Below are 26,513 nucleotides of genomic sequence, written 5' to 3'. Positions count from 1 at the left end.
TGCTCCCGTGGCGGAATTGGTAGACGCAGCTGACTTAAAATCAGCCGCCATTGGCTTGTGGGTTCGAGTCCCACCGGGAGTACCGCTTGATCGTCGAGGCAACGGTACGTTATTGGTATTGCGCATGTGGCATCATTTCTCTTTCCGCCACGCCGATTTCCTTGTTTCCGCTGTGCCGCTTAATTCTCCATCTCACTAACTGGTCAACGCATGACCGCCGGCGCGCAGGCCGCCTTATACTGGCCCGCAACCTATCAAATTCCGACAAAGGTGGACCGATATGGCAAAGGTGGCAACGGCAGGAGAAGGCGGCATGACGGCCGGGAGACGGGGAGGCGCGATGCTCATCGTCGCGCTCATGGCCGGTTACTCGGTGGTCTACATGGACAAGAGCATGATCTCGACGGCCATCATCCCCATCTCCTCGCGTTTCCACCTTGACGCGGGGCAGACGGGCCTGATCATGTCGGCGTTCTTCCTGGGCTACTCGCTCATGCAGATCCCCGGCGGCTGGCTGGCCGACAGGTTCGGCGCCAAGCGCGTGCTCATGGTCTCCGTGCTCGTCATCGCGGCCTTCGCCTTCCTCTTCGGGGCGATGAGCGGACTGGTGCTCTTCATGGTCATGCGCTTCTTCGCGGGCATGGGCCACGGCGGCTATCCGCCCAGCTGCACCAAGGCCGTCGCCGAGAACTTCCCGCGCGAGCGGCGCACCTTCGTCCAGTCGCTGATCCTGTCGACCTCCGGCATCGGCGGCATCCTGGCCTACACGCTCGGCGCGCAGCTGGTCACGGCCAACTGGAGGATCGCCTACGACGTGCTCGGCGCGCTCTACCTGCTCGCCTTCATGCTCATCGCCATCTTCGTGCCCTCCCACAAGGGTGAGGCGGCCCGGGCGGCCAAGGCCAAGTCCGAGGCGCGGGCCGGCGACGAGGCGGCCGCCAGGGCCGACGCCCCCAAGGTCGGCTTCAAGGACGTCATCACCAACCGCAACGTGCTGGTCCTCTTCCTGGCCATGCTGCTGCTGAACCTGGTGCTCTACGGCAACATGTCATGGCTTCCGTCCTACATCACCAAGACCTTCTCCCTGACGATCAACCAGGCCAGCCTGCTGCTCGCCATCAACGCCGTGTTCTCCACGGCCGCCACCATCTTCTCCGGGTCGCTGCTCTCCAAGCTCTTCCTCGGCCGCGAGAAGGCCGCGGTCGCCGGGTCCTGCCTCATCGTGGCGGCGCTGATCGTCGCCTTCGTGATGTCGCGCAACCTGGTGCTCTCCCTGGTCCTGCTCATCATCATCAGCATCGTGTGCACCCTGGCGTTCACCGGCATCTTCACCTGGCCGCACAAGATCATGGACGCCGAGATCATCGGCTCCTCCATCGGCGTGGTCAACACCGGCGGCACCCTCGGCGGCTTCATCGCCCCGATGCTCATCGGGCAGCTGATCAAGGCCTCGGGCGGCTCGTTCACCAACGCGTTCCTCTTCCTGGCCGGCGCGGGCGTGGCCTGCGCGCTGGTGGTGCTGCTGGTGAAGACCGACGCCAGGAAGAAGGCCTAGCCGCCGGCGCGGGCGTGGCCTGCGCACGATGGCGCATCCGTGCGCCCGATATGTGAGGCAGCAGTCGCCCCGCGTTGTGCCGTGGGCGTTGCCACGGGTCGGGCGATGACTAGAATGGGCAGAATGTTCAGTATTCTCGATATGTTCAAGATCGGCGTGGGGCCCAGCTCCTCGCACACCGTCGGCCCGATGGTCGCCGCGTCGCGTTTCGTCACCTCGCTGCGGCGCACGCAGCGGCTTGAACGCACCGCCCGTGTGCGGGCGACGCTCTACGGCTCGCTGTCGCTCACGGGCCTCGGCCACGGCACCGACCGCGCCGTGGTGGCCGGCCTGGAGGGCAACGTGCCCGCCACGGTCGACACCGAGCATCTGCTCAACATCAAGGACGAATGCGAGAACAGCGGCACGCTGCGGCTCGGCGGCAGCCACGCGATCGCCTTCGACTACGGCCGCGACGTCGTCTTCGAGCAGTGGAAGCGCCTGGCGCCCCATCCCAACGGGCTGCGCTTCGAGGCCTATGACGCCGAGGGAGGCAAGCTCGACGAACAGGTCTGGTACTCCATCGGCGGCGGCTTCGTGCGCCAGGGCCACGCCGACGACCTGCTCATCGGCATCCACGACAAGGCCCCGGAGGGCTCCACGTTCGCCGACGAGGACGTGGACGACGACGATGACTTCGCCCCCGAGGCGCCCTACCACTTCCATTCCGGCGACGAGCTGGTCGCCCTGTGCCAGCGCGAGGGCAAAAGCATCTCGCAGATCGTATGGGCCAACGAGACCGCGGTGCGTCCGGCCGAGGACGTGCGCGCCGACCTGCTGCGCGTCTGGCACAGCATGAGCGACTGCATCTACGCGGGATGCACCAGCACCCAGAAGACGCTGCCCGGCGGACTGGACGTGCCGCGGCGCGCCCCCAAGATCTACCGGCGGCTCGCCGGCAACGCCGACATCCTCAACCGCGACGTGCGCCGGCCCGACGTGGCGATGGAATCCTCCGAATGCACCTGGGTCGACCTGTTCGCCATGGCCGTCAACGAGGAGAACGCCGGGGGAGGGCGCATCGTCACCGCGCCCACCAACGGCTCGGCGGGCATCATCCCCGCGGTGCTGGAATACTACTGGCATTTCGCCGGATCGGCCGACGAGGACGGCGTGATCCGCTTCCTGCTGGCCGCCGGCGCGGTCGGCTACCTCTTCAAGCGCAACGCCTCGATCTCCGGAGCGGAGGTCGGCTGCCAGGGCGAGGTGGGATCCGCCTGCTCCATGGCCGCCGCCGGGCTGTGCGAGGTGATGGGCGGCACCCCGGCGCAGGTCGAGAACGCCGCCGAGATCGGCATCGAGCACCATCTGGGGCTGACCTGCGACCCGGTGGGCGGCCTGGTGCAGATCCCCTGCATCGAGCGCAACGCCATGGCCGCCAACACCGCCGTCAACGCCGTGCGCGTCTCGCTGCTGGGCGACGGCTCGCACATGGTCAGCCTCGACCAGGCCATCAAGACGATGAAGGACACCGGCGCCGACATGATGAGCGAATACAAGGAGACCTCCAAGGGAGGCCTCGCCGTCAACGTCGTGGAGTGCTGAGAGGCTCCGCCGCGCACGCCCGCCGGTGTCACGTTTTTGCGCACGTTTTGCCGCTCCGGACGCCGACGCGTCCGCGGTGGTGCTAACCTGAATGACATTGCGAATCTAACAAGGAGGCCTGAGATGGCTGCGAACATGCCCGAAGTGAACGCCGAGTTCGGCGCCAGCCCCAAGATCGATTTCCCCGCCGGCCCGGCGCCCGCGGGACTCAAGTCCGTCGAACTGGTGGAGGGCGACGGGCCCATGGTGCGCGCCGGCGACACGATCAGCGTCAACTACCACGGCGTGGTCTGGGGCAAGGACACGCCCTTCGACTCGAGCTTCGACCGCGGCCAGCCGGCCAGCTTCGGCATCGGCGTCGGCCAGGTCATCCAGGGCTGGGACCGCACGGTGCCGGGCCACAACGTCGGCTCCAGGCTCGTGGTCTCCATCCCGCCGGAATACGGCTACGGGCGCCGTGGCATGCCCCAGGCCGGCATCGGCGGCGACGACACGCTCGTCTTCGTCATCGACATCGTCGCAAAGCGCTGAGCCGCGCCCGCGCCGAGGCGAATCCACCCATCACCCACACATCAACGAAGCTAAGGGGTTATTCATGGCAGAGGAAGAAAAGACCGTACTGCTCACGCAGGAGGCGTTCGAGAAGCTCCAGAAGGAACTGGCGTACCGCCAGGGCGACTATCGTGACGAGATCACCCAGCGCATAGCCACCGCGCGCGCCGAGGGCGACCTGAGCGAGAACGGCGGCTACCAGGCCGCCCGCGAGGAGCAAGGCAAGAACGAGGGACGCATCAACGAGCTGATCGTCAAGCTGCGCAACACCAAGATCCTCACGGCCCCGCCGGCCGGCACCGTGGGCAACGGCTCGCTGGTCACCGTGGAGCTGGCTGGCCGCGAGATGGTCTACGTGCTTGGCTCGCGCGACATCGCCGTGGCCACCGACTACGACGTCATCAGCCCGGAATCGCCCATCGGCGCGGCGATCATGGGCGCCAAGAGCGGCGACACCGTCAGCTACCAGGCCCCCAACGGCCGCGACATCTCCGTGACCATCAAGGACGCCAAGCCCCTGAAGTAACGGGCGCATATCGCTTGTTCGATATCGGCAAGGCGGCGCAACGCTTCCCATCAAAGGGCGTTGCGCCGCCTTTCGCATGCCCGGGGAGGGCTAGCGCAGGGCGACGATGACCATGTAGATGGCGACTATGTGGCAGGCGTAGCCGGCGACGGTGCCCAGGTGGAAGATCTCGTGGAAGCCGAAGACGCGGGGCCAGGGGTCCGGGCGGCGCCTGGCGTAGACGATGGCGCCGGCGATATAGCACACGCCGCCGGCCACCAGCAGGGCCACGACCACCGGACCCGCGGCGGGCGAGGTCCAGAAGAGGCCCATGAAGGCCACGCCGGAGACGCCGAAGACGATGTAGACGAAGGTGTAGAGCCAGCGCGGGGCGTTGATCCAGATGACGTGGATGACCAGCGCCGCCAGCGTGCACACCCACATGCTCGCGATGATGGTGTCGCGCCACTGGTGCCCGAGGGCGAAGGAGACCGGGGTGTAGGTGCCGGCGATCAGCAGGAAGATGTTCATGTGGTCGACGCGGCGCAGGATGTCGGTGACGCGCGGCGACCAGTCGCCCAGATGGTAGGTGGCGGAATTGGTGAAGAGCACCAGCGAGCAGGTCATGAACACGGCGCACGCCCATTTCAGCGCCGCCCCGTGCGCCAGGCAGATGAGCACGATGCCGGCGGCCAGCGACAGGGGAGCGGCAACGGCGTGGATCCAGCCGCGCAGCAGCGGCTTGGGCCGGCCGTGCACGTCGAGGCGGGTCTTGCGTTCGATCTCGGCGGGGACGATGCCCTCCACCTTGGCCGCATGCACCTCGCCCTTGGCGATGATGGTCGAGGCCCGCCATTCGGCACGGCGTCGGATGGCATCGGCACGGTCGTGGGCGGAGGCGCGGATCTTGGTGGCCTTGGCGTCGAGCGCCCGCTTGCGGGCCAACGTCACGGCCTCGCGAGCGCGGCGGGTCTCGTCTTCGTCTGGCATCGGACCTCCAAGCATCGGGCGGAACAGCTGAGGGAACATCGGCTACGAGAACGTAACCTACGCCATCGTAACCTCGGTTTGTGACAAAATCCATCGGCCGTTCACCCTCCGCCCACCAGCCGGTTCGGCCAACCGGTCTATGATGGAGGGCATGGCAGATTTTGATGAGATCCTTGCGACCCAATCCGATTTCGACGCCGGCGACCGCGAATGGCTGCACCTGCTGGTCTCCGACTGGCAGGTGGTGGCGGACCTGAGCTTCGCCGACCTGCTGCTGGTCATCAGGCGCGACGACGGCCGCTACGTGATCGCCGAGCAGTGCAGGCCCTCCACCGTGATGACCCTGCGCAGCGACGACGCGGTGGGCAAGGAGGTGCCCGCCGACGTGCTGCCCGAGATCAAAACGGCGATGGAATCCAACGGGGTGCTGCACTCCACCACGCTGCGCAAGGTGGACTCGGCCACCGTCTGCAACGTCTACGCGCCGGTGCACTGCGGCAACAAGGTGCTGGGCATGGTGGTGCGAGAGACCGACATGTCGACCCGCGAGTCCAACGGCCGCTACGAGTCCGAGAGCATCAACGCCGGCAAGCAGCTCTATTCCATGATCACCCAGGGCCGGTTCCCCTACCACGACGCGATGATGAGCCAGCGGCACAACGCCCGCGTCTCCGACGGATTCATCATCCTCAACGCCGACGGCATCGTGCGTTACGCGGCCCCGAACGCCATCAGCTGCTTCCGCAGGCTGGGCACGCTCGACCAGATGGAGGGCCATTACCTCAGCGAGGTCGGCACCAGGCTGCTGCGCGACGGCGACCCGGTGCCCGAAAGCCTGCCGCTGGTGCTCAGCGGCAAGGCGGCCGTGGACTGCGAGCTCTCCGCCAGCAACTCCGTGGTCTCGATGCGCTCGCTGCCGCTCTACGAGGGCGGCAAGCGCTCCGGCGCCATCGTGCTGTGCCGCGACGTCACCGAGCTGCGCCGCCGCGAGCAGGAGCTGCAGACCAAGGACGCCACCATCTCCGAGATCCACCACCGCGTGAAGAACAACCTGCAGACCGTCTCGGCCCTGCTGCGCCTGCAGGCGCGCAAGACCAAGTCCGACGAGGTCAAGCAGGAGCTCAAGGAGGCGCAGCGGCGCGTGCAGACCATCGCCACCGTGCACGAGGGGCTGAGCCAGACCGTCGACGAGATCGTGGACTACGACGCCGTGATCTCCAACCTGCTGAAGATGAGCGTGGACCTGGCGACCATGAAGGACCAGCACATCGCCATCCGCTACGTGGGCAAGTTCGGCATGATGCCGGCGCAGGACGCCACCCCGCTCTCGCTGGTGCTCACCGAGCTGATCACCAACGCCGTCGAGCACGGCTTCGAGGGGCGCATGGAGGGCAACATCACCATCTCCGTGGGGCGCAGCGGCAACAACCTCAACGTCGTGGTCGAGGACGACGGCTCCGGGCTGGCCACCGAGGAGAACAACGGCATGGCCCGTTCCTCGGGCTCCGGGCTGGGCACCCAGATCATCAACACCTTCGTCACCAACGATTTCGGCGGCACGGTGCGCTGGGAGGATCGCCACGGCGGCGGCACGCGCGTGGTGCTCGACATGAAGCTGCGCGCCGCGCAGGACGGCGGCGACGAGTACTGAGCCGTGACGTCCGTTCCGGTTCGGCCCGTCCCGGTTCCGCTTTAGGCCAAGAGGTTTATAGGACTGGCGTAGGGGCGGAACATGGCCGCAGATACGGCGATGCCCGGTGATTCGACAATCGATCGAATCACCGGGCATCACTCATATTTCGTGGCCTGTCGCCTGCGAACCGTTCATGTCGGCACATGCGGCGGAGCAGATCATGCGTTCGCCCTCATCCCATATAGCCACAGGGACGCGGGCGAACGATACGAAAGGCGGGGCTCAGACCTGCATCTGCATGTTCTGCGAACGGCGGGCACGCATGGCGCGGCGCTTCAGGGCGCGTCGCTCGTCCTCGCTCAGTCCGCCCCAGACACCGTAATCCTGGTTGGTGTCGAGCGCGCACTTCAGGCAGGCGTCGATGACCTTGCAGGTGCGGCAGATGGCCTTGGCCTCCTCGATCTGCTGGTAGGCGGCCCCGGTGTTGCCGACCGGGAAGAAGAGCTCCGGATCCTTGTCGCGGCAGGCGGCTTTCGCGCGCCAATCAAACGCATTGCTCATAAATCGAATACCTTCCTTGAATGCATATTCCCTTATTAGATAAGCACGAAACCATTCGTTTTTCAAGGGTTTTATGGCGAAATATGAACTTATTTGCGTTCCGGGCCCCGATTGTGGCGTTCCTGGGGCGCGAAGCACTGGACCAGACGAGCCTCGGCGGCCTCGAGAAGGACGGCCCTGCCCGGGGTGCCAAAATCGTCATGGCCGAGCGTCGAGAGCAGCGACGAGGGCACGCCGTCCATCAGGTCGACCGGGCGCTCGCCGGTGGGAAAGACGAGGCGGACCAGGCTCTGCTCGGGCACACGCACATGCCGGGTGTTCTCCACGGCGAAGACCACCACGCAGTTGGCGTCCGCGATCGCCCGGCGCAGGGCCTGCGCGTCGTTGTCGACGGCCAGCGGGTCCATGAGATCGTCGGCGTCGTCGACCAGCCAGATCTTCTTGGGGAATGCTGGTGGCGCCGTGGGGCCCGCCGCCGGCCGGGAGGGCGAACGGGTGTGGAGTGTCCAGGTTCTGAATCCGGCGGGCTCCCTGACGGTGCGCTGCAGCATGAGGCCGGGAGCGCCGCGCAGCCGGCCGGCCAGCTGGTCGAGCAGCGTGCTCTTGCCCTTGCCCGGCCCGCCGATGACGGCGATGTTGCCGCGGTCCAGGGGCAGGAGCGCCGGCGAGAGCGTGAACCCGTCGTCGGCGATGCCGAAGGGCACGCGCTCCGGGTCGGACTGTCTGCTGCCGCAGTCGCCTTCGTCGCCTCTGCCTGCCGCGGCCAAGGCGGGCAGGGGAGGGGTGAAGAGCGTGGCGGCGTCGGCCTCGCCCATGAACCTCGCGGCCAGCCGCACCTGGGCCACCAGCGCGTCGATGTCGGCGATGGGCGCGCAGCGGAACGGCTCGACGTCCTCGCCGTCGTTGCGGTAGGCGCAGCCGGGCGCCTTCGGGCTGATGCGCGAGGCCTGCGGGCCGCCGAGCAGCTCGTGGGACTGCATGCCGTCGCGCACCCGTAGGCAGATATCGAGGCTCATGTTCGCCTTCATCCCGTCGGTGACCTGTCCCAGCGGGTTCTGCGTGCAGGCGATCAGGTGCATGCCCAGCGAGCGGCCCAGGGAGGCGATGGACATGAGCCGGTCCATGTAATCGGGCAGCTGGTCCTTCAGCGCGTGGAACTCGTCGATGACGATGACCAGCAGCGGGGGAGGCCGGTCGAGCCCGGAGACGTCGGCGGCGGACGCCTCGGCGACCAGCCGCTCCCGCCGTTTGAGCTCGGCCTCCAACGCAAGCAGTGCCCGGACCGCGTGCCGGAGGTTGAGGTCGCAGACGTTGCCGACGGTGTGGGGCAGCGCGGCGAGTCCGCTGAAGGCGGAACCGCCCTTGAAGTCCATGAACACGAAGTTGAGGCGGCTGGGCGGGTTGGCCAGCGCCATGGCCATGCACCAGCTCTGCAGGAACACCGACTTGCCCGATCCGGTGGTGCCCGCCACCAGGGCGTGCGGCCCCTGGCGGCGCAGGTCGATAGTGAAGACGCCGTCGCGGCCCATGCCGATCTGCGATTCGAGGGTGGGCGGGGCGAGCCAGCGGCACACGATCCGGCGCCACGGCATCGCTGTGCCGCCGTCTGGGCCCTGCAATGATTCGAAGCTCGCGGCGGGCAGGGAGGAGAAATCGTCGGATTCTCCGTCGTCGATGGCGGTCGCTGTCCCGGTCGCATCGGCTCCGGTCTCGCCGGCTGGTTGGCTGTCGGAGCCGGCGAGCGTGAAGAGCAGGAACGAGGCGAAGGTCGCCAGCAGGTTGGGCACCAGGATGGCGACGAAGAGCCATTGGCGCGCGACGATCATGACCGCGAGCATCACGGCCTGCGAGACGAACGGCGAGGCATAGGCCATCGCCCGTATCCGCGCCGTCGCGGCCGCGCTCGGGTGCCAGCCGTGCCGAGGTTTCCTGTCTTTCCGGTCTTTGGCGTAGGTATCCTTCGCGTCGGTGCCCTTGGCGCGGCTGGCCCTGCGGTGTCGTTTCATTGCCATGGCCCCATTGTGGGCGGGAGCGAGCGGCGTTGACAAGCGATGCGGGGCACTGTGGTCGAACGGTTGGCCGATGTGGATAACCGTGTCGCCGACCGGCTCAACGGCTGATCCGCCCATGCGTCTCAGGTGTCAGATGAGCATCGTGGATACCGGATATCCCTTGGTTCCGAAAGCCTCTAGGGACGGAAAGGAAGGCACAGAGGCGAACTCCTATTGCGTGACGTTCTCGGCGGCGGTGCCCACCGTTCCCGGCTTGTGCACGCCGTGCGCCAGGTCGTCGAACAGCCCTTGGTTGCGCGCGTCGTCGAGCAACACCGCCGACCCGACGCCGTCGACGTAGTATTCCGGGTCGGTCCAATAGACGGAGCCGGTGATGCCCTGCTTGCCGGTGGCGGACTTGAAGGCCCGGGCCATGCTCAGCAGCGTGGCCGGGTTGGTCCTGCGGTCCACCTGCACCGCCTTCAGGGTGGCCTGCGCCAGGCCCTTGACCTTGCTCGGGCTGCCCAGAGTCGAGGAGGAGAGCGCCTTCGACATGATCGCGCCGATGAGCTGGCGCTGGCGTGCGGCACGGCCGAAATCGCCCTGCGGGTCGGAATAGCGCATCCTGGAGAACGCCAGGGCGCTGCCGCCGTCGACTGTGTGGCAGCCGGACTGCCATTTCATGCCGGAGTAAGGGTCGTCCACGTCGTGGTCGTAGCACAGCCTCACGCCGCCGAGCGCGTTGACCACGTTGTTGAGCCCCGAGAACTTGATCTGGGCGACGTGGTCGATCTTCTGGCCGGTGATGTCTTCGACCGCGCCGACCAGCGAGCTTTTGCCGTAGAGCTCGGAGACCGCGTTGATCTTCATGTAGTCGCCGTCGTACTTGACCAGCGAGTCGCGCGGGATGGAGACGAGCGAGGAGTTGCCGTGCACGGGCTTGGTGAGCACTAGGATGGTGTCGGTGCGGAAGCCGGGGGTGTCGGACTCGGTGCCGCCGATGCCGGAGGAGTCGCGCTCGTCGGAGCCGAGGATGAGCCATGAGGTGCCCACCGTGTCGGACTTGTCGGTGAGCCAGTCGCCCTTGTCGAGCTGGCCGTTGACCCAGTTCCAGCATCCGAAGAGCGTCAGGGCGATGGCGAGGACGAGGATGACCAGGGTGATGAGTATGCGGTGGTGGTGCTTGCGCGGCTTGCCGTTGGCGTCCTCCGGGGTGCGGGGCGTGTTCGAGACGACGGCCGCGGCCGTGGTGCCGCTTTTGCGTGCGGTGGTTCTTGTGGCGTTGCGTGAGGAGCCGGTGGTAGAGCGTCGGCGTTGGCGCAGGGGCGTGTAGGCGGCCGGCTGGTCGCTGCCCGCCCGCGACGGTGACGGCGCTGCGCTGGCAGCGGCGGGGATGCCGCTTTTGCGTGCGGTGGTTCTTCCGGTGGTGGAGCGTCGGCGTTGGCGCAGGGGCCTGTAGGCGGCCGGCTGGTCGCTGTCCGCCCGCGACGGCGACGCCGACGAGGACCTGGATTGGGCGGATGCGGGAGTGTGCCTGTGGGTGCCGGTCGGTATGAAACTCGGTGGATTGCCCTGTGCTCCGTCTCCGTCCGTTCCCCTGGCCATGCTACCTCCCCAAAAATACGACTGTTCTACTTTTACTCGTCATATCTTCGAGTGGGGTGTGTCACCGCTTACTCTGCGCAGGAACCGCACATACGGTCACGTTCAGATACTGGTAGGCGATTCCGATGTACTGGCCGGTCTGCGGGTCGCGGATCGAGCCGTCGTCCGGGTCGACGGTGCCGCCGGTGACCGGGTCGACGAGCGTGCCGTCGGGCATGTCGATCAGCCCGGTCTTGGCGTCGAGCGTGCCGCCGTTGCCGGAGTCCTGCTGGCCCTGGGCATCCTGGCCGCCACCCTGCTGGGCCGTGCCGCCCTGGGCGGAACCGGACTGCGAGGATGATGCGCCCGCGTCGGCGGCCTCGGTCAGCGGCTGGTTGTCGCGCAGCTTCTGCCAGGTGGCGTCGGCGCTGTCGCTCCACACCACGCGGTTGGGGTCGCTGGGCGCGGGCACCACCGAGATGGTCTGGGTGTAGAGGTGGTCCACCTTGAAATGCTTGAGGCTCACGGCCAGGCCGACCAGCGTGCCCGGGTGGGCGAGGCCGGAGGAGATGCTCAGCGAGCCCAGCGCCGAGTTGGCCAGACGGTAGAGCTGGCCGCTGTGGGTCATGATGTTCTTCGAGAGGGCCTGGTTCATCAGCTCCTTGATGAGGTACTGCTGGCGGGTCGTGCGCATGATGTCGGAGCCGTCGGTGCCGGTGCCGTGGCGCATGCGGGCGTACTGCGTCGCCTGGTTGCCGTCGAGGTGCTGCAGGCCGCGCTTGACGTCGAGGTCGGTGTATTCGTCGCGCATGTCGGTGGGAATGCACATGTCCACGCCGCCGATGGCGTCGATCATGCTCTTCAGGCCCTGGAAATCGACGACGATGAAGTGCTGGAGGTTGAGGCCGGTCAGCGAGTTGACGGCGTTGACCGTGCAGCTCGCGGCGCTGGCCAGGTCGCCGCCCGTCTGCCAGGCGGAGGCGAACACGGAGTTGAACATCACGTTGTAGCGCGCCGGCATCGTGCCACGGGAGGTGTTGCAGCTGGGCACGTCGACCATCGAGTCGCGCGGGATGGAGACGATGTTGATATAGGAGCGGTCGGCGCTGATCTGCACGACCATCGCGGTGTCGGCGTTGTGCTCGTCGGAGTCGTCCTCGTAGGCGGGGTTGGAACCGCCCAGCGCGGAATTGTCGCCGCCGTCCCTGGTGTCCTGGCCGAGCAGCAGGAACTCGATCGGCTTGCCGGCGTTCGGGTCGACCGGATCCTCCTTGACCACGCCCTTCTGGGCGATGACATGGACGTTCTTGGGCGCGAGCATGAGCGAGATCACTCCGGCCCCCGCGGCGCTGCCTACGAAACCGAGGGCGGCGACCACCACCATGGCGATGGCGCGGCGGAGCCTATGGCGCACCACATAGATGGTGCCATGGCGTGGCTTGATCTGGCGCCAGCCATTGATATTGGGAACGCTCTTCTCGTCCAAACGGTGGGATGCCACGGTTTCCGCCTTCCTTTTCGCCGCACGCTCTGACGCGGGCCGATTGAGGAGCCTTTGATGCAATCTGCCGACAATTGTAAGCCGAACGGTAGGATTTTCCCGCTCCTGGCGCCATTCTGGCACCGTCGAGCGGCTCTGGCCCCGCATCCGTTGCGCGCTACCAGACAGTAATAGGGTATCAACCGTAAAGGTTCCTGAGAGCGCGGGCGGCTAAGCGAGGCCCTCGCGTACACTGGAGGGCATGAGTTCCAACACGAGCGTCGATGTACAGCGGATTGTTGCGGTGGCCATGGGGCAGCGTTCCCCGCAGGAAGGCCAGAGCGTCAACCGCAGCGTGGCGGCGGTGATCGCCGTCGAAGGCGACTCACGTTTCCTGCCCGAGACGCTCTGTGCAGTGCTCGCCCAACGTGTCCTTCCCGGCGTCATCGTCATCGCCGACTGCACCGGGGCCACCACGCAGCCGCTGGCGACCGACTTCAACGTCGAGGGCGGCCAGGGGACGGGCCGTCTGTCGGAGGTGACGCTTCCCGATCCTCCCCAGCGCGTCGAGGTGCGCCTCGCCCGCGCCACCGGTGCCAGGTCGTTCTACGGGGCCGTGCGCGAGGCCATGCGCTACGCCAAGCTCCCCGCCTCGGTGAAGGCGCTGTGGCTGCTGCATGACGACTCCCGACCGGCCGACGGGCATTGCCTGGAGCGGCTGGTCGAGGCCTGGCGCAACACGCCCACTGTCTCGCTGCTGGGCGCCAAGCAGCTGGATTGGAGCGGGGAGAGGCTGCACGACGTGGGCAGCTATGCCGGCCGGCACCGCCTGGAGAGCCTGGTGGTGCGCGACGAGCCGGACCAGGAGCAGTACGACGCCAGGAACGACGTCTTCGCCGTCTCGCTGGCCGGGGCGTTGCTGCCGCTGCAGACTCTGCACGACATCGGCGAGCCCGACCCGTGGTTCACCTCCTACGGGGAGTCGGCCGACTTCTCGCGGCGCATCTGCCTGAAGGGCGGCCGCGTGGTCGTGGTCTCCAAGGCCCGCATCGCCCACCGCCAGGCGCGGCTCGAAGGAGTGCGCACCAGGGCGGGGGAGCCGCTCGACGAGGACGGACCCGCCGTCGACTCCACCATGGCCCGCCTCGACGCCGGCCAGCGCTACTACTTCACCGACATGCGCCCCGCGCTCTGGCCGCTGCTCTGGATCGCCGGGCTCTTCCGCGCGCTGTGGCTGGCCTGCAGGCAGCTCTTCGCCAAGAATCCCTACCGCTCGTGGTGTGAGCTGTGCATGCCGTGGAAGGCGTTGGCGCAGATGCCCAGGATGCTCGGCGCGCGCCATCGGGCCGCCTCCGGGCGTCGCATCTCCGCCTCCCAGCTGGCGTTGCTCGAGGCCGACCGCGGGCAGATCCGCGAATACAAGAGGCGCGCCCGGGTCTTCGCCAGCCAGCGCGACACCGTGCTGCTGAGCCCCCTGGCCCAGGCGCATCTGCGCCGGCGCCGCATACGCCGTTTCACCGGCGCGGCGCTCATGGCCCTGGTCGCTTTCGCCGTGGTGGCGTGGATGGACTGGGGCGTGCTGCGCCAGGCGCTGACCGGGGCGAGCCCGTACTCGGTCTCCCTGCTGCCCAGCGCCGCCGGCTTCCGGCAGCTGTTCTCGGCCGCCACCACCCCATGGGCCTTTGGCGTCGGGGCCGGCGTGGCTGCGCCTCCGGCACCCTGGCTGCTGGTCTGGCTGCTCGCCTCCCTACTCACCCTGGGCCATCCGGCGGTGGCCCTGTCACTGATGCTCTTCCTCGCCGCCCCCGCGGCCGCGCTCTCGTTCTGGGCCCTGGCGGGCATCTTCACCCGCTCCGACTCCGTGCGTCTGGTCTCCGGACTGCTGTGGGTGGCGCTGGGCCTGGCGCTGGGACTGTTCGGCGCGGCCGACATGCCGATGCTGACGCTGATGGTCTTCCTGCCCGCCGCCTTCGCCTTCGTCTTCAGGGCCGTGGGCATGTACCACACCGAAGAGCCGGTGAAGCCGCATTCCTCGGTGCAGGCGGCGGCCTGCGCCTCCCTATGCTTCGCCGCCGCGGTGTGCGCCGAACCGCAGCTGGTGCTGCCGTTGGCGCTTGTCTTCGTGTTCTTCATCCTCACCGTGCGCTCGCACCGCACCATGCTCCTGCTCATCCCCATCCCCTCGCTGTTCGCGCTGGCTCCCACGCTGGTGGACGTGGTGCGGCATGCGGGCGACGGCGCGTGGCGGCAGGTCTTCGCCGATGTCTCCGTGCCCGCCGCATCGGCGCCCGCGCCCGCATCGTCCAACCTCCTGCAGGTGCTGGCCGGGGCCTTCGGGCTCAAGCCGGCGGTCAATGTCTACGATCTTTCGGCCTACACCCCCGAGATCATCGGCGTGCTGGCCGTGCTGCTGGCGGTGGTCGTCATCGCGCTGGCGGCGCTCTTCGTGCCGCTCATCCTGCGCGCCTCGCGGATGATGTGGGGCGTGGTCGTCGCGGGCCTGGCGCTGGCGCTGGCGGACGTGCGCATCGCCGTGGCGCCGGGCATCGACCATACCTTCGCCGCCTCGGCGCTGCCGGGCGTCACGCTGGCCATGCTCGCCCTGCTCTGCTGCGTGTGCATGGTGGCCGGCAACGCCGCCAAGCATTACCGGCCCCTGAGGACCTCCGCCTCCGACGCCGAGAAGGCCGATGACGTTTCGAACGGTGTCAAGGCCCGCCGCGTCGCCGTGCGTGCCGGCCGCGTGCTGCTGGTCGTCGTGCTGCTCGCCGCCACCTGCCTCTGGTCGGCCTACGGGGCGCTGCGCCGGCCGAACACCGTCGCCTCCTCGCAGGCGGGACTGCCCATGGTCGCCGTCGACTACCTTTCCAGCAATCCGAGCCACCGGGTGCTGGCGCTGAAGGCCGAAAGCGAGAACAAGGTCGACTTCACCGTCATGCGCTCCCGGAGGGGCGACCTGGCCGACGCCTCGCCCGCGTGGAGGGCGCGTGAGGTCTCCGGCGTCACCGACGCCGCGCAGAGCGCCCTCGCCGACGCCAGCGCGAGCCTGATCGCCAACGAGGACACCCATGCCGTTGAGACGATCACCAAGCTCGGCTTCGGCGGCATCTACGTCGTCGCCGGCGACACGCCCTCCGACAAGGCCGCCTCGCACCGTCTGACCGGCAACATCAACGCCAGTGACGGCGCGCAGTCGTTGGTCAGCGCGGCATCAGGCACCTATTATCGACTCGGCGTCGCCGGGCAGAACGGCCATGGCGTCGCCTCGGCCGGCTGGCGCCAGGCCGCGACGAGCGGATGGCGGTATGTGTGGATGTGGGGCTTCGCGTTGGTGCTGGTCATCTACGTGTTGGTGGCCTTGCCCAAAGGCCGTAGGTATGGTAAGGAGCAGGCATGAGCGAGCATGACGATCGGCGGGATACCTCCGCGCCCAAGTCCCGGAAAGGGGTCTACCGCGCCCTGCTGGCGGCGGTGACGCTCGTCGCGTTGCTCGTGGCCGTCGCGGTGCTGCTGGCCCCGTGGCCCTCCTGGCTCGTCGACCCGGCCGGAGGCACGGGCTCGGCCGGCGCGCGCCGCGTCCACCAGACGGAGCTGACCTATTACTGCCCGTCGAGGATGGCGCTTTCCGACACCGGCACATACGGCGACAGCCAGTTCCAGGCCAACGACGGCGACATGGTCTCCTCGGCTCGCTACGGCGCCTTCGGATCGGTCTACCGCGCCACCGTCAGCCCGCTGACCAACGGCAGCCAGGCCAGCGCCGACACGCTCAAGGGGCCCGGCAGCGAGACCGGTTCCTCCGTCAAGACGCTCTCCGGCTCGCTCGACCAGGGCTCACGCGTCTTCGACACCCACCTGCTGAAAGCGAAGTCCGGCACTGGCGCCACCGCCTCCATCGCCTCGTGGGCCACCACCGGCGACCTGCAGGGCTTGGCCGCCACCACCTGCCAGGTGCCGTCCCTGCGCCACGACTTCCTGCTCGACGGCACCCAGACGGGCACCACCCAGCAGCTCGTCGTCGCCAATCCCTCCTCCAAGGCCACCTCGCTGCAGGTGCGGGTCTGGGACACCAAGCACGGCCAGCCGCTTCAGCTCTCCACGGGCAGCACGCTCAACGTGGGGGCCAACGGCGAGTCGACGATGGAACTCTCCTCGGCCGTGCCGGGGGCCGACGGGCTGTTCGTGTCCGTCGGCGGCGGCGAGACGCCCGTCGCGGCGCTGGTGCGCAGCGTGCGCATGGACGGACTGGACGCCAAGGGATCCGATTTCGTCGCGCCGGTGGGCCGCGAGTCCAACGACGTCTACCTGCCCGGCATCGACGAGGGCGACCAGGTGAGGCTGCTGATGCGCGCCAGCCAGGACGGCGACGCCACCGTCACCTGGGTCAACGACAAGGGCACGCCCCAGAAGGCCACCGCCCAGCATCTCGAGGCGGGCAAGGTGGTGGTGGCCGACCTGTCGGCCGCGCCCCAGGGCGCCATGGGCCTGCGTGTCTCCGGTTCCGCGAAGCTCAACGCCGAGGCCAGCGTGACCCGTTCCGGCGACGGCGGCCATGTCGATTTCGCCTTCGTCTCGCCCGCCGCGCCCGCGGCTCGCTCGGCCATCGCCCTGCCCGACAGGACCGACGGCGAGCTGACGCTGCTCAACGATTCCGACAAGGCGGCCAACGCCACCATCCACGCCTATGACGGGCAGGGCCGCGAGGCAGGCAGCAGGATCGTCAACATTCCGGCCCGCGCCGGCGTTCGGGTGAATCCCGGCGACATCGGCGGCAACGTCTCGACGCTCACCCTCGTCGGCGGCGACCACATCGAATGGGGCATGCGCCTGAGTCAGTCGGACGTCTCCGGCGCCGGACTGGTGGGCGTGGCCTACGTCTCGCCTTCCTCGCTCGAGCGGCAGAGCACGGAGGTATGGGCCAAGGCCGACCGCTCCATCGTGCGCTGAGAACACTGCGGGCCATGGGAACATCTGTCCCGTGGCCCGTTTCCGTCTCTTTTGTGGCAGACGGGGTTCAGAGCTCGGTGCCCGTCCAGTCCGGGTCGATCTCCTCCGGGCGACGGCCGTAGAGATCGCCCAGCCGCGCGGCCAACGCGTCGCGGATCGCCCACTGCAGGTGGTAGCGGTCGGGATGGTGCATCTGCATCGGCATGCGGTAGAGCACGATGCGCGCGGGAATGCCGTGCGCCGCGGGGAAGCATTGCGAAGTGACGCGGCTGTGCGCCTGCCACGGCACGGGGTCGGAGGGCGGCACGTCCTCGACGGCGAACTGCACCGGGCCCACCAGGTTCGGCCACGCCTGGGAGAGCCTGCGCAGCTGGGAGACGACCAGGTCGTCGAACATGCCGCCATTGGTGCGGTAGCGCGGCAGGCGACGGCCGAACATGGGCGTCCTGACGCCGCGCCCGTGACGGTTGCGGTATATGCGGGCTTGCCAAGGTGGTCGCAACATACCTTTACCTTAAGACTAGGCACGGGCATCATAGGGCCCGCCCACAGGGGCGGCCGCGGTGCGTGCGCAGTGGCGGAAACGGAGTGACGATGGCTGACGAGACGGGGATCCTGGGGGCCTGGCACGGCCTCGACCTCGCCGCGGCCGCCTCGCAGGCGCGGCTCGTCGCCTTCGACCTCGACAACACCCTGGCGCGCTCCAAGAAGCCGATGCGCGCCGATATGGCCGCCCGTCTGGAACGGTTGAGCCTTTCCCTCGACGTCGCCATCATCACCGGCGGCAGCTACTCCCTGGTGCGCTCGCAGGTGCTCGACGTGCTCGCTCCGCGCACCAGGCGCTCCGCCATCCACGCGATGCCCACCAGCGGCGCCTGCTATTACCGCTGGGAGGGCGGGCAGTGGCGCTGCGTCTACACCATGGAGCTGCCCGCCGGCGATCGCGAGCGCGCCAAGGCGGCGCTGGAACGCAACGCCAGACGGCAGGGCATCTGGGGCGAACAGGCATGGGGCGAGCGCATCGAGGACCGCGGCAGCCAGGTCACTTTCTCCGCTCTGGGCCAGCGGGCACCGGTGGAGGCCAAGGAACGCTGGGACCCGAACAATGAGAAGAAGGACAGGCTCGCCCTCGCCGTGGCGGCCGAGTTGCCCGACCTCGTCGTGCGTTCCGCGGGCTCCACCAGCGTCGACGTCTCCGCGCGCGGGGTCGACAAGGCCCACGCTGTGCGGCATCTGTGCGCCGAGCTGGGCTGCGGGGTCGGCCAGGTGGTGTTCGTCGGCGACCGCATGGACCCGGAGGGCAACGACTATCCGGCCGCCGTGATGGGGACCTTGCCGATCAGGGTCGACGGGCCCGACGAGACCCTCGAGGTGTGCGACCGGCTCATCGCCGGGCTCGCCTGAGCGCGGACGGACGTATTGGCGCTTGTGGTCGCAGAGGCGCGACACTCCCGGAGATCCCGATAGGGGCCGAGTATTCGTCCACAACCGCCGGTTCCGCTGGCTTCGGCACTTTCGCCCCACTAGCGTGTGGTGCCATGACCGATGACGATATGGGCATCGCCGACCTGCCGTTGGCGTTGGCGAGGGAATTCAGGGACCTGCTGCTGCCCCGTGGCTGCGCCGGATGCGACGCGCCCGACGAGGTGCTCTGCCCGCGCTGCCTCGCCCTCTTCGAAGGCGCCCACGAACGTTCCCTGCCGTCGATGCGGCAGGCGTGGTGCCATGCCTGCGCCTTCTACGAGGGTGCCGCGCGCCGGGCCATCCTCTCGTGGAAGGACCACGGCGACGAGGAATGCGACCGCGTGTTCGCCCGCTGCCTGGCGGACCTGGCGCTGCGGACCGCCGACCTCGAGAGCCCGGCACGGGAGCGTGATGGTGACGCGCCCGGGGTGTTGCTGGTGCCCGCCCCCTCCTCGCCGGCCTCCAAGCGCCGCCGTGGCCGCTGGCAGATGGCGCCCGTCGTCAGGATGATGGCGCGGATCCTCGCGGACGAAGGCGTCGCCGCTCGGCCGTTGCCCATCCTCCGGCTCAACGGCGTACGGGGCAAATCGGTGCAGGCCAACGGTTCCCTCGCCCGTTCGCGCAGGATCGACGGGCACGTGAGGGCCGTGCGGCGCGTCGACGACGGGGCCGCCCTGGTGCTCGTCGTCGACGACATCGTCACCACCGGCTCGACGATGGGGCAGTGCGTCAAGGCCCTGCGGGCCGCCGGCGCCGGGCAGGTGGCGGGCCTTGCCCTGGCGTGCACAGCCCCTAGGGGCGGCCGGCCATGAGGGCATGGCGTCGCATGGGTGGCCGGGGCGGTCCGCGGCGTTCAGTCGGCGTGGGCGACGGCCATCTCGCTCCACCGCGTCGTCGCGCGGGGCGAGAGCATCCCGCGGCGCATCGTCCATGAGGCCCCGGTGTCGTCATCGTTGCGTCCCAGGCCTCGTATGCCGCCATAGCCGATGCCGACGCGCGCCGGACCGAACTTCCTGGCGGCCTCGTCGAGCACCGAGCCCAGATGGTGCTCGTCCTTGTTGGCCTCCAGGCCGGCGAGGGTGGTGAAACGCCCCGCGTCGCGCAATCCCATCAGCAGCACCCCGGCCCGGACGTAGCGGGCATGGGGATCGTAGCGGTCGCGCAGCGCGTCGCAGGCGGCCTTGCCGATGGCTAGCGGGTCGTTGCTCGGGTCGCCGAGCATCTGCGCGCCGCGGATCGTCTGGTAGCTGCCGGGCGGGCCGAAGGGGCTGGTCGCGCAGAACGCCGAGACCAGCGAGCACAGGCTGCCCTGCCTGCGCAGCCGTCGGCACGCCTTCTGCGAGTAGACGCTCAGCGCCTGGCTCATGCGCGCGAAGTCGGTGATGGGCGAGGAGAACATGCGTGAGCACAGGATCTCGCCTTTGCGCCTGCCGTCGTTGGCGCTGGCGTCGTCGGGCACGCAGGGCACGCCGTTGAGTTCGAGCACCGTGCGCTCCAGGAGGATGGAGAAGCGGTGGCGGATGTCGACATGGTCGTGCCGTTTCAGGTCGAGGGCGGTGACGATGCCCAGACCCTGCAATTTTTTGGTCATCCTGCGGCCCACGCCCCAGACGTCGCCCACGCTCACCTCGGCGAGCGCCCGGTCGCCGTATTCGCGCTCGATGTCGCTCCACAGCGCCACGCCTCCGGATTCGGGGTGGCGCTTGGCCCAATGGTTGGTCACCTTGGCCAGCGTCTTGGTGGGGGCGATGCCGACGCTCACCGGAATGCCCACGCCGGCGAGCGTCGCCCGCCGCATGCGCCGCGAGATGGCGGCCAGCCGCCGTTCGTCGTCGGCGGGGGAGAAGAAGCACTCGTCGATGGAATAGACCTCCTGGCCGGGCAGGAACGTGGCCATCAGCGACATCATGCGCGCCGAGAGGCTGGCATAGAGCTCGTAGTTGGAGCTCCTGGCCACCACGCCGTCGAGTCTGGCTCGTTCGCGCATGGAGAACCACGGCGTGCCCTCCCGGATGCCCAGTCGTTTCGCCTCCTCGCTCCTGGCCACCACGCAGCCGTCGTTGTTGGAGAGCACGACCACGGGCCTGCCTTCCAGGCTCGGATCGAACACGCGCTCGCAGGAGGCGAAGAAGTTGTTGGCGTCGGCCAGCACCATGAACCGTTTCGCCATGGCGCCCTAGCCGCGCGAGGCGGCACGCTGGCCGCGCTGGTCGGGGAAGTGGTAGACGGTGGCGCCCCGTTGGTGCGTGGGGGAGGACGCCACCGGGTTCTGCGCGGCCTGGCGGCCGGTCCGGTTCTCGCGCCGGGAGCGCATGCCCGGACGGGTGACGCCGGCCATCGGCTCGCCGAAGCGGCGCCGGCGGCTCTGCGGATGGAAGTTGCCCACCACCACGCCCCAGACCACCAGTTCGGCCGCGTCGGACGACATGAAGTCGGGGTAGCGGGGGTTCTCGGCGTGCAGCACCGGCGTCGAACCGCGCATGATGAGCCGTTTGACGGTCAGCTCGTCGTCGAGGATGGCCACCACCACGTCGCCGGCCTGCGGTTCGAGGGAGCGGTCGACCACCAGCAGGTCGCCGTCCCAGATGCCCGCGCCCTCCATGGAATCGCCGGCCACGGTGATGATGAAGGTGGTGTCGGGGTGGGCGATGACGTGCTCGTCGAAGCTGAAGTCGCCCGCGAAATAGTCCTGCGCCACCGACGGGAAGCCGGCGTGCACCGACTCCAGCGCGGCCGGCACGGGCGTCGGCGCCAGCGCCGGCCTGAAGATGCGCGTGACGGTGCAATCCACCCGGTCATCCGCGGCCGTGGCCGCCCTCCGCACAACGCCCATCGCTTGCCTCCTGTGTTCGAACATTTGTTCGATTCCAGTATGGCGGAGGCTTCGGACAAGCCGGTGGATCCCAGTGGTCCCTAGGCCCGGGCGGACTCGGCGACGTGGTACTTGGGCAGCGATATCTCGAAGTCGGCGCCGCGGCTGTCGTCGACGACCCTGACGTTGCCGCCGTGCAGCTGCGCCGCCCAGCGGGCGATCGACAGCCCGAGCCCGGTGCCGCCGGACTCGGTGCCCGGTCCCGTCTTGCCCTTGACGAAGCGGCGGAAGATGTCGGCGCGCTTCTCGCGGGGGATCTGCGAGCCGAAGTTGACCACGTTGGTCACCACGGTGCCGTGCTGCCGGTCCTCGCGCGCCTGGATGAGCACGGTGGTGTTGTCGGCCGAATGCTTGAACGCGTTGGCGATGATGTTGGTGAACAGCTGGCGCAGCCGGTCCTGATCGCCCTCCAGCGTGATGGATTTCGGCACCTGGACGACGATGTCGTGGGCGTGGCCCGCGTCGGCGATCTCCAGGGGCTTGAGCGTCTCGTCGATGAAGTCGGCGAAGTTGAACCGTTCGATGTCCAGGCTCGCCGCGCCGGCCTCCATGCGCGAGAGGTCGAGCAGGAAGGCGATCAGGTCGGAGAGCCGGTGGGTCTGGTTGAGGATGCCCTCCAGGTTGGCGGGGGTGGGCTCCACCACGCCGTCGGCGAGGTTCTCGAGCATCGCCTGCAGGGCCGAGACCGGCGTGCGCAGCTCGTGGCTGACGTTGGCCACCATGTCGCGGCGCATCTGGTCGGCGTGCTGCAGCTCTCCGGCCATCTCGTTGAAGGATTCGGCGAGCTGGCCCACCTCGTCGTTGCTGGTGTCGTCGGTCTTGACGCGCACCGTGTAGTCGCCGTCGGCCATGGCCTCGGCGGCGTCGCGCATCTGGCGCAGGGGGGTGGTCAGCCCGCGGGAGAAGAAGTAGGTGATGCCCAGGGCCACCACCAGGGTCAGGGGCATGGCGATCCAGCCGCTCAGGCCCACCTTGAGCAGGAACCAGGCCATCACGAAGGCGATGGCGGTGGCGACGAGGATGATGAAGCTCAGCTCCACCTTCAACGAGGAGAACAGCCCTATCGGCCGTTCGCTTTTGAGCAGTTTCTTCGAACGTTTCGACGTCGGTGCGGTCAAGACGCTTCCTTTCCTGGACCTCTGTGCTTCGGGGCGCATACGGACGGGCGCGGCTCCCGGACCTTGCCGGGGCCGCGCCCGAAGAACATCAATCTCTCACGCCTGGACGGTCTCGCCCGGCTGGGCCGGCGGCTCGAAGGCGTAGCCGACGCCGTGGGCGGTGCGGATCATGTCGCTGCCCAGCTTGTGGCGCAGCGCCTTGACGTGCGAGTCGACGGTGCGGGTGCCCGAGGCGTCTGGCCAGTCCCACACCTCCTCGAGCAGCTTCTCGCGCTTGAAGACGGACTTCGGCTTGCGCGCCAGGGTGGCCAGCAGATCGAACTCGGTGGGGGTCAGGTGCACCTGCTTGCCGTCCTGGGTGACGATGCGCTGGCGCGGGTCGATGACGAGCGTGCCGAAATCGAGCACCTTCTCGTTCTCGTTGTTCTTGGCGATGATCGCGGCACGCTCGACGCGGCGCAGCAGGGCCTCGCAGCGGGCGATGAGCTCGCGCGGGGAGAAGGGCTTGGTCATGTAGTCGTCGGCGCCGGCCGAAAGCCCCATCACCTTGTCGGCCTCGGAATCGCGGGCGGTGAGCATGAGCACGGGCACCGGGCGCTCGGCGATGATGCGCTTGGTGGCCTCGATGCCGTCCATCACCGGCAGCATGATGTCCATGATGACCAGATCGGGCTTGAGCTGGTTGGCGGCACGCACCGCACTGGCCCCATCCGAAGCCACCCGCGCGCTCCAGCCGTTGGCCGTGATGCGCTGCGCGATGGCCGTCGCCAGGTCGGGTTCGTCCTCGACCACCAAGATGGTTCGTGGCGTCTTCTGATGTGCCGAAGCGTTGAGCATGTATCCTCCACCTCTTGAAAACTTGCAGCAAAGCACCAATTATAGGAGCTGGCACACCCAAGGCGGCGAGGGCGCACCGCGGCGTGCCGGCCTGTGGGCGCAAGGCAAACGTCCGAGGCGCATGGGAGACTGATGGAAGTAAATTGCTTGGGTTCGCCCGTTCTCGGAGGTTTCATGGGATATAAAATCGGCGATGTCGTCGTCTATCCGCGTCACGGTGCCGCGAGGGTGGTGGCATATACGAAGCATACCGTCAAGGGCGTCACCCGCGACTACCTGCAGCTTTCCGTGCTCTCCAGCGACGGCCTCGTCATCGAGGTGCCGGAGGAGAACGCCAAGAAGGTCGGCATCCGCAACATCGTCGACGGCAAGGAGGTGGCGAAGGTCTTCGAGATCCTGCGCACCCCCATCGTCGACAACGAGAAGATGAACTGGTCGCGGCGCTACAAGCTCAACGTCGAGAAGATCGCCACCGGCGAGGTCAACAAGATCGCCGAGGTCGTGCGCGACCTGGCCCAGCGCGACGTCGACGAGCACGGCCTGTCCGCCGGCGAGAAGCGCATGCTGATCCGCGCGCGCAACATCCTCACCTCGGAGATCGCCCTTTCCGAGAAGATCGAGGAGGAGGAGGCGCAGCACCTGCTCGACGTGAACCTCGGTTACGCCGAACCGAGCGCCGAGGACGCCAAGCACCATTCCAAGGCCCCCGCCGAGCCCGCCAACAAGACGCTGGCTCGCCTCGACGCCGAACACAAGGACGACAAGAAGAAAAAGAAGAAGTAGCCGTCCGGGCCTCGGCCCCGCGCTCTTCGTCAAGCTTATACGGCATGCGGTTCCGCTCCATCGGGGTGGGGCCGCATCGTCGTATCCGGGCGGATGAAGGCGTACGTGGTCGCGCGTGCGGGGTTGCCTATATGGGAAACGGTGAACGCACGTCCGCCGACGGAAGCGTGGCGTCGCCCTCAGCGGGAACGCAGCGCCTCGACGGCCTTGGCTGCCGCCCAGAAGAGCGTCGAGATGGTGACGATGATGAAGCTCGGGGGAGCGGCGAACATCGCGGAGAGCACCAGCCCGCCCCAGATCGACACCAGACACACGGCGCTCGCCAGCACCATCGAGGCGAAGGGCGAGCCGGCGAGGATGTTGGCGGTGGCCGCCGGGGTGACCACCAGCGCGAAGATGAGCAGGGTGCCCACCGCCGGCACGGCGATGGTGATGACACCGGCCATGATCGCCATGAACAGCACGTTCATCAGCCCGATCGGCACGCCCTTGGCCTGCGCCACCTGCTCGTCCAGGGAGCTGAAGAGCATCGGCCGGTAGACCACCGCCAGCACCGCGAGCAGCAGCGCGTCGAAGACGGCGAAGCCCACGACCTGCCCGGTGGTGATCGTCAGGATCGAGCCGAAGAGGATCGACTGCATCTGCTGGGCGGCGGAGCTGGACATGCGGGCGAAGAAGAGGCCCAGGCCGGTGGCGAAGGCGAGCACGGTGCCGGTGGCGATCTCGCGCTGCGAGGCCCGCTTGCCCAGCGCCCCGATCACCAGCGCGCCGCCGAGCGCGAAGACACCGAGTCCCAGCGAGACCGGCAGGCCGAGCAGCACCGCCCCCGTGGCGCCCGGCAGGCCGATGTGGGCCAGGGCGTGGGCGGCGAAGGTGGAATGGCGGGCGATGGTGAAATAGCCCATCACGCCCGCGGCCAGGGCGATGCACAGTCCGGCGAGGAAGGCGTTGAGCATGAACGGCGCGGTGAGGATCGAGCGCCACTGCGGCTCGAAGAAGGTGTTCCAGGCGTTCATCGGCGTTCCTCGCTTCGCTTTTGGTGCCGGCCGTCCGTCGCGGATGCGTCTTGCGGGGCGGATGCGGCGTTGGCCTCGGCATGGCGGTGGTGGTGGAATTGCGCGACCTCGGCGGGGCAGTGCGTGTCCGGCCGAACCGCCGCCGGCTCGTCGGGGCTCGGGGTGACGAACATGTCGCCCTGCGGGGTGGTGACCACCTGCACGGTCGTGCCGTAGAGGTGGGTGAGCAGGTCGGCGTCGAGCACCTCGTTCATCCTCGCGTAGTGCGGATGGCCGTCGATCAGGTAGACGGCGCCGTCGAGGATGGGCAGCAGCATGTTGAGGTCGTGGGCCACCACCTGGATGGTCATGCCCATCTCGTGGTTGAGGCGGGCGAGCACGTGTACCGTCTCGCGCTGGGAGGCGAGGTCGAGGTTCGCCAGCGGCTCGTCGAGCATCAGCAGCCTCGGGCCGCCCACCAAGGCCTGGGCGATGGCGACGCGTTGGCGCAGCCCGCCGGAGAGCTCGGAGAGGCGGCGGTCGGCCTTGTCCTCGACGCCGACGAAGCGCATCGCCTCGCGCACCCGGGCGCGCTGCCGCCTGGTGACCGGATGGATGCCGAACCTCATGCCCGTCAGGCCCAGCAGGACGGCCTGGCCCGCGGTGATGTTGGAATCGATGTCGTTGGTGTAGTTCTGCGGCACATAGCCGATGGCGTGGTTCATCGAGCCCGGCTTGCCGCCCAGCACCGTCAGCGAGCCACTCGCCAGGGGCAGCAGGCCGAGCTCGGCCTTCATCATCGTGGTCTTGCCGGCGCCGTTGGTGCCCACGATCGCGGTGATCGAGCCCGCGGCGATGGAGAGGTTGCCGTTGCTCCAGATCGTGCGCTCGCCGCGCCGGACGCTGGCGTTCGTGAATCTGAGCGCGATCTCACCGCCGTCGTCGTGGTGACGGTGCCCGTGCCTGTCCGTGCTTGCGCCATGCGGCGTGCCGTCATCGTCGGCGGCCGTCGCCGGCCGGTCCTGCGCGTGCGTCGCGCCTCCGGAAATGTGTGGCCGCATG

General features: G+C 68.3%; 22 protein-coding genes and 1 tRNA gene. 11 read left to right on the top strand and 12 right to left on the bottom strand.

Annotated features, from left to right (window positions below):
* Nucleotide 1: 1 nt before the first annotated feature.
* From PT282_RS04870 to PT282_RS04850, 5 genes are all read left to right on the top strand, one after another.
* A tRNA-Leu gene (locus tag PT282_RS04870) sits at nucleotides 2-82 on the top strand.
* A gap of 198 nt (nucleotides 83-280) precedes the next feature.
* Complete coding sequence (locus PT282_RS04865) at nucleotides 281-1,555, top strand: MFS transporter (protein WP_277168426.1); 1,275 nt, start codon at nucleotides 281-283, stop codon at nucleotides 1,553-1,555.
* A 123-nt stretch (nucleotides 1,556-1,678) separates the two neighbouring features.
* Entirely contained in the window at nucleotides 1,679-3,139 is a 1,461-nt protein-coding gene (locus PT282_RS04860) for an L-serine ammonia-lyase (RefSeq protein WP_277168425.1), read from the top strand.
* 123 nt (nucleotides 3,140-3,262) lie between these two features.
* Nucleotides 3,263-3,670, top strand: coding sequence for an FKBP-type peptidyl-prolyl cis-trans isomerase (locus tag PT282_RS04855; protein ID WP_277168424.1), 408 nt, complete (start codon nucleotides 3,263-3,265; stop codon nucleotides 3,668-3,670).
* A 64-nt stretch (nucleotides 3,671-3,734) separates the two neighbouring features.
* A complete protein-coding gene (locus tag PT282_RS04850; RefSeq protein WP_277168423.1) occupies nucleotides 3,735-4,217 on the top strand; it encodes a transcription elongation factor GreA in 483 nt (160 codons plus the stop codon).
* A 90-nt stretch (nucleotides 4,218-4,307) separates the two neighbouring features.
* Here PT282_RS04850 and PT282_RS04845 read toward each other — a convergent pair whose 3' ends face one another.
* Nucleotides 4,308-5,186 carry a hemolysin III family protein gene (locus tag PT282_RS04845; RefSeq protein WP_277168422.1) on the bottom strand — a complete coding sequence of 293 codons (879 nt, stop codon included), beginning with the start codon at nucleotides 5,184-5,186 and terminating at the stop codon, nucleotides 4,308-4,310.
* 151 nt (nucleotides 5,187-5,337) lie between these two features.
* Here PT282_RS04845 and PT282_RS04840 point away from each other — a divergent pair, with 151 nt between their 5' ends.
* Nucleotides 5,338-6,837 (top strand): sensor histidine kinase, encoded by a 1,500-nt coding sequence (locus tag PT282_RS04840; protein ID WP_277168421.1) that lies wholly within the window; start codon nucleotides 5,338-5,340, stop codon nucleotides 6,835-6,837.
* A gap of 264 nt (nucleotides 6,838-7,101) precedes the next feature.
* Here the strand turns inward: PT282_RS04840 and PT282_RS04835 are convergent, their stop codons facing one another.
* The 4 genes from PT282_RS04835 to PT282_RS04820 form a co-directional block, all read right to left on the bottom strand.
* Entirely contained in the window at nucleotides 7,102-7,380 is a 279-nt protein-coding gene (locus PT282_RS04835; protein WP_277144447.1) for a WhiB family transcriptional regulator, read from the bottom strand.
* An 89-nt stretch (nucleotides 7,381-7,469) separates the two neighbouring features.
* A complete protein-coding gene (locus tag PT282_RS04830) occupies nucleotides 7,470-9,254 on the bottom strand; it encodes an FtsK/SpoIIIE domain-containing protein (protein WP_277168943.1) in 1,785 nt (594 codons plus the stop codon).
* Between the two features lie 348 nt (nucleotides 9,255-9,602).
* Entirely contained in the window at nucleotides 9,603-10,976 is a 1,374-nt protein-coding gene (locus tag PT282_RS04825; protein WP_277168420.1) for an LCP family protein, read from the bottom strand.
* Nucleotides 10,977-11,037: 61 nt separating this feature from the next.
* Nucleotides 11,038-12,456, bottom strand: a complete 1,419-nt coding sequence (locus PT282_RS04820) for an LCP family protein (protein ID WP_277168419.1) — start codon at nucleotides 12,454-12,456, stop codon at nucleotides 11,038-11,040.
* 241 nt (nucleotides 12,457-12,697) lie between these two features.
* Here PT282_RS04820 and PT282_RS04815 point away from each other — a divergent pair, with 241 nt between their 5' ends.
* On the top strand, nucleotides 12,698-15,832 hold the full coding sequence (locus PT282_RS04815; RefSeq protein ID WP_277168418.1) for a glycosyltransferase family 2 protein: 3,135 nt from the start codon (nucleotides 12,698-12,700) through the stop codon (nucleotides 15,830-15,832).
* Nucleotides 15,829-17,382: a DUF5719 family protein gene (locus tag PT282_RS04810; protein WP_277168417.1), complete on the top strand. Its 1,554-nt coding sequence runs from the start codon at nucleotides 15,829-15,831 to the stop codon at nucleotides 17,380-17,382. Before PT282_RS04815 ends, PT282_RS04810 begins: the two co-directional genes overlap by 4 nt.
* 67 nt (nucleotides 17,383-17,449) lie before the next feature.
* Here the strand turns inward: PT282_RS04810 and PT282_RS04805 are convergent, their stop codons facing one another.
* Complete coding sequence (locus tag PT282_RS04805) at nucleotides 17,450-17,887, bottom strand: metallopeptidase family protein (RefSeq protein WP_277168416.1); 438 nt, start codon at nucleotides 17,885-17,887, stop codon at nucleotides 17,450-17,452.
* An 89-nt stretch (nucleotides 17,888-17,976) separates the two neighbouring features.
* On the opposite strand from PT282_RS04805, the gene PT282_RS04800 reads away from it, so the two are divergent.
* Both PT282_RS04800 and PT282_RS04795 read left to right on the top strand, forming a co-directional pair.
* Nucleotides 17,977-18,786, top strand: a complete 810-nt coding sequence (locus PT282_RS04800; protein ID WP_277168415.1) for an HAD-IIB family hydrolase — start codon at nucleotides 17,977-17,979, stop codon at nucleotides 18,784-18,786.
* Between the two features lie 134 nt (nucleotides 18,787-18,920).
* The gene (locus tag PT282_RS04795; protein WP_277168414.1) at nucleotides 18,921-19,658 is read left to right on the top strand and encodes a ComF family protein; all 738 of its coding nucleotides are present in this window, start codon (nucleotides 18,921-18,923) and stop codon (nucleotides 19,656-19,658) included.
* Nucleotides 19,659-19,699: 41 nt separating this feature from the next.
* On the opposite strand, the gene PT282_RS04790 is transcribed toward PT282_RS04795, so the two are convergent.
* The 4 genes from PT282_RS04790 to PT282_RS04775 all read right to left on the bottom strand — a co-directional run bounded on the left by PT282_RS04790 (nucleotide 19,700) and on the right by PT282_RS04775 (nucleotide 23,673).
* A complete protein-coding gene (locus PT282_RS04790) occupies nucleotides 19,700-21,016 on the bottom strand; it encodes a Y-family DNA polymerase (protein ID WP_277168413.1) in 1,317 nt (438 codons plus the stop codon).
* Between the two features lie 6 nt (nucleotides 21,017-21,022).
* Nucleotides 21,023-21,679 carry a LexA family transcriptional regulator gene (locus PT282_RS04785; protein ID WP_277168412.1) on the bottom strand — a complete coding sequence of 219 codons (657 nt, stop codon included), beginning with the start codon at nucleotides 21,677-21,679 and terminating at the stop codon, nucleotides 21,023-21,025.
* Nucleotides 21,680-21,759: 80 nt separating this feature from the next.
* Nucleotides 21,760-22,836 (bottom strand): sensor histidine kinase, encoded by a 1,077-nt coding sequence (locus PT282_RS04780; RefSeq protein ID WP_374114139.1) that lies wholly within the window; start codon nucleotides 22,834-22,836, stop codon nucleotides 21,760-21,762.
* 96 nt (nucleotides 22,837-22,932) lie between these two features.
* Entirely contained in the window at nucleotides 22,933-23,673 is a 741-nt protein-coding gene (locus PT282_RS04775) for a response regulator transcription factor (RefSeq protein WP_277168410.1), read from the bottom strand.
* A gap of 174 nt (nucleotides 23,674-23,847) precedes the next feature.
* Between PT282_RS04775 and PT282_RS04770 the strand changes: the two genes are divergently transcribed.
* Nucleotides 23,848-24,456: a CarD family transcriptional regulator gene (locus PT282_RS04770; RefSeq protein WP_277168409.1), complete on the top strand. Its 609-nt coding sequence runs from the start codon at nucleotides 23,848-23,850 to the stop codon at nucleotides 24,454-24,456.
* Between the two features lie 179 nt (nucleotides 24,457-24,635).
* Here the strand turns inward: PT282_RS04770 and PT282_RS04765 are convergent, their stop codons facing one another.
* The gene (locus tag PT282_RS04765; protein WP_277168408.1) at nucleotides 24,636-25,472 is read right to left on the bottom strand and encodes a metal ABC transporter permease; all 837 of its coding nucleotides are present in this window, start codon (nucleotides 25,470-25,472) and stop codon (nucleotides 24,636-24,638) included.
* Nucleotides 25,469-26,512: an ABC transporter ATP-binding protein gene (locus PT282_RS04760; protein WP_277168407.1), complete on the bottom strand. Its 1,044-nt coding sequence runs from the start codon at nucleotides 26,510-26,512 to the stop codon at nucleotides 25,469-25,471. The genes PT282_RS04765 and PT282_RS04760 overlap by 4 nt, the downstream gene beginning before the upstream one ends.
* Between the last annotated feature and the right edge of the window lies 1 nt (nucleotide 26,513).

It is taken from the genome of Bifidobacterium sp. ESL0763 (genome assembly GCF_029433395.1).
Classification (GTDB): Bacteria; Actinomycetota; Actinomycetes; order Actinomycetales; family Bifidobacteriaceae; genus Bifidobacterium.
Note: the sequence above shows the minus strand (reverse complement) of the source record. Positions and strands in the feature narration are given on the sequence as shown.

Coding starts and splice junctions, on each gene's coding strand:
- PT282_RS04865 (WP_277168426.1), top strand. CDS start 281: ATGGCAAAGGTGGCAACGGCAGGAGAAGGCGGCATGACGGCCGGGAGA.
- PT282_RS04855 (WP_277168424.1), top strand. CDS start 3,263: ATGGCTGCGAACATGCCCGAAGTGAACGCCGAGTTCGGCGCCAGCCCC.
- PT282_RS04830 (WP_277168943.1), bottom strand. CDS start 9,254: ATGGCCTATGCCTCGCCGTTCGTCTCGCAGGCCGTGATGCTCGCGGTC.
- PT282_RS04835 (WP_277144447.1), bottom strand. CDS start 7,380: ATGAGCAATGCGTTTGATTGGCGCGCGAAAGCCGCCTGCCGCGACAAG.
- PT282_RS04850 (WP_277168423.1), top strand. CDS start 3,735: ATGGCAGAGGAAGAAAAGACCGTACTGCTCACGCAGGAGGCGTTCGAG.
- PT282_RS04825 (WP_277168420.1), bottom strand. CDS start 10,976: ATGGCCAGGGGAACGGACGGAGACGGAGCACAGGGCAATCCACCGAGT.
- PT282_RS04800 (WP_277168415.1), top strand. CDS start 17,977: ATGGCTGACGAGACGGGGATCCTGGGGGCCTGGCACGGCCTCGACCTC.
- PT282_RS04845 (WP_277168422.1), bottom strand. CDS start 5,186: ATGCCAGACGAAGACGAGACCCGCCGCGCTCGCGAGGCCGTGACGTTG.
- PT282_RS04805 (WP_277168416.1), bottom strand. CDS start 17,887: ATGTTGCGACCACCTTGGCAAGCCCGCATATACCGCAACCGTCACGGG.
- PT282_RS04815 (WP_277168418.1), top strand. CDS start 12,698: ATGAGTTCCAACACGAGCGTCGATGTACAGCGGATTGTTGCGGTGGCC.
- PT282_RS04810 (WP_277168417.1), top strand. CDS start 15,829: ATGAGCGAGCATGACGATCGGCGGGATACCTCCGCGCCCAAGTCCCGG.
- PT282_RS04795 (WP_277168414.1), top strand. CDS start 18,921: ATGACCGATGACGATATGGGCATCGCCGACCTGCCGTTGGCGTTGGCG.
- PT282_RS04860 (WP_277168425.1), top strand. CDS start 1,679: ATGTTCAGTATTCTCGATATGTTCAAGATCGGCGTGGGGCCCAGCTCC.
- PT282_RS04790 (WP_277168413.1), bottom strand. CDS start 21,016: ATGGCGAAACGGTTCATGGTGCTGGCCGACGCCAACAACTTCTTCGCC.
- PT282_RS04840 (WP_277168421.1), top strand. CDS start 5,338: ATGGCAGATTTTGATGAGATCCTTGCGACCCAATCCGATTTCGACGCC.
- PT282_RS04765 (WP_277168408.1), bottom strand. CDS start 25,472: ATGAACGCCTGGAACACCTTCTTCGAGCCGCAGTGGCGCTCGATCCTC.
- PT282_RS04760 (WP_277168407.1), bottom strand. CDS start 26,512: ATGCGGCCACACATTTCCGGAGGCGCGACGCACGCGCAGGACCGGCCG.
- PT282_RS04785 (WP_277168412.1), bottom strand. CDS start 21,679: ATGGGCGTTGTGCGGAGGGCGGCCACGGCCGCGGATGACCGGGTGGAT.
- PT282_RS04775 (WP_277168410.1), bottom strand. CDS start 23,673: ATGCTCAACGCTTCGGCACATCAGAAGACGCCACGAACCATCTTGGTG.
- PT282_RS04770 (WP_277168409.1), top strand. CDS start 23,848: ATGGGATATAAAATCGGCGATGTCGTCGTCTATCCGCGTCACGGTGCC.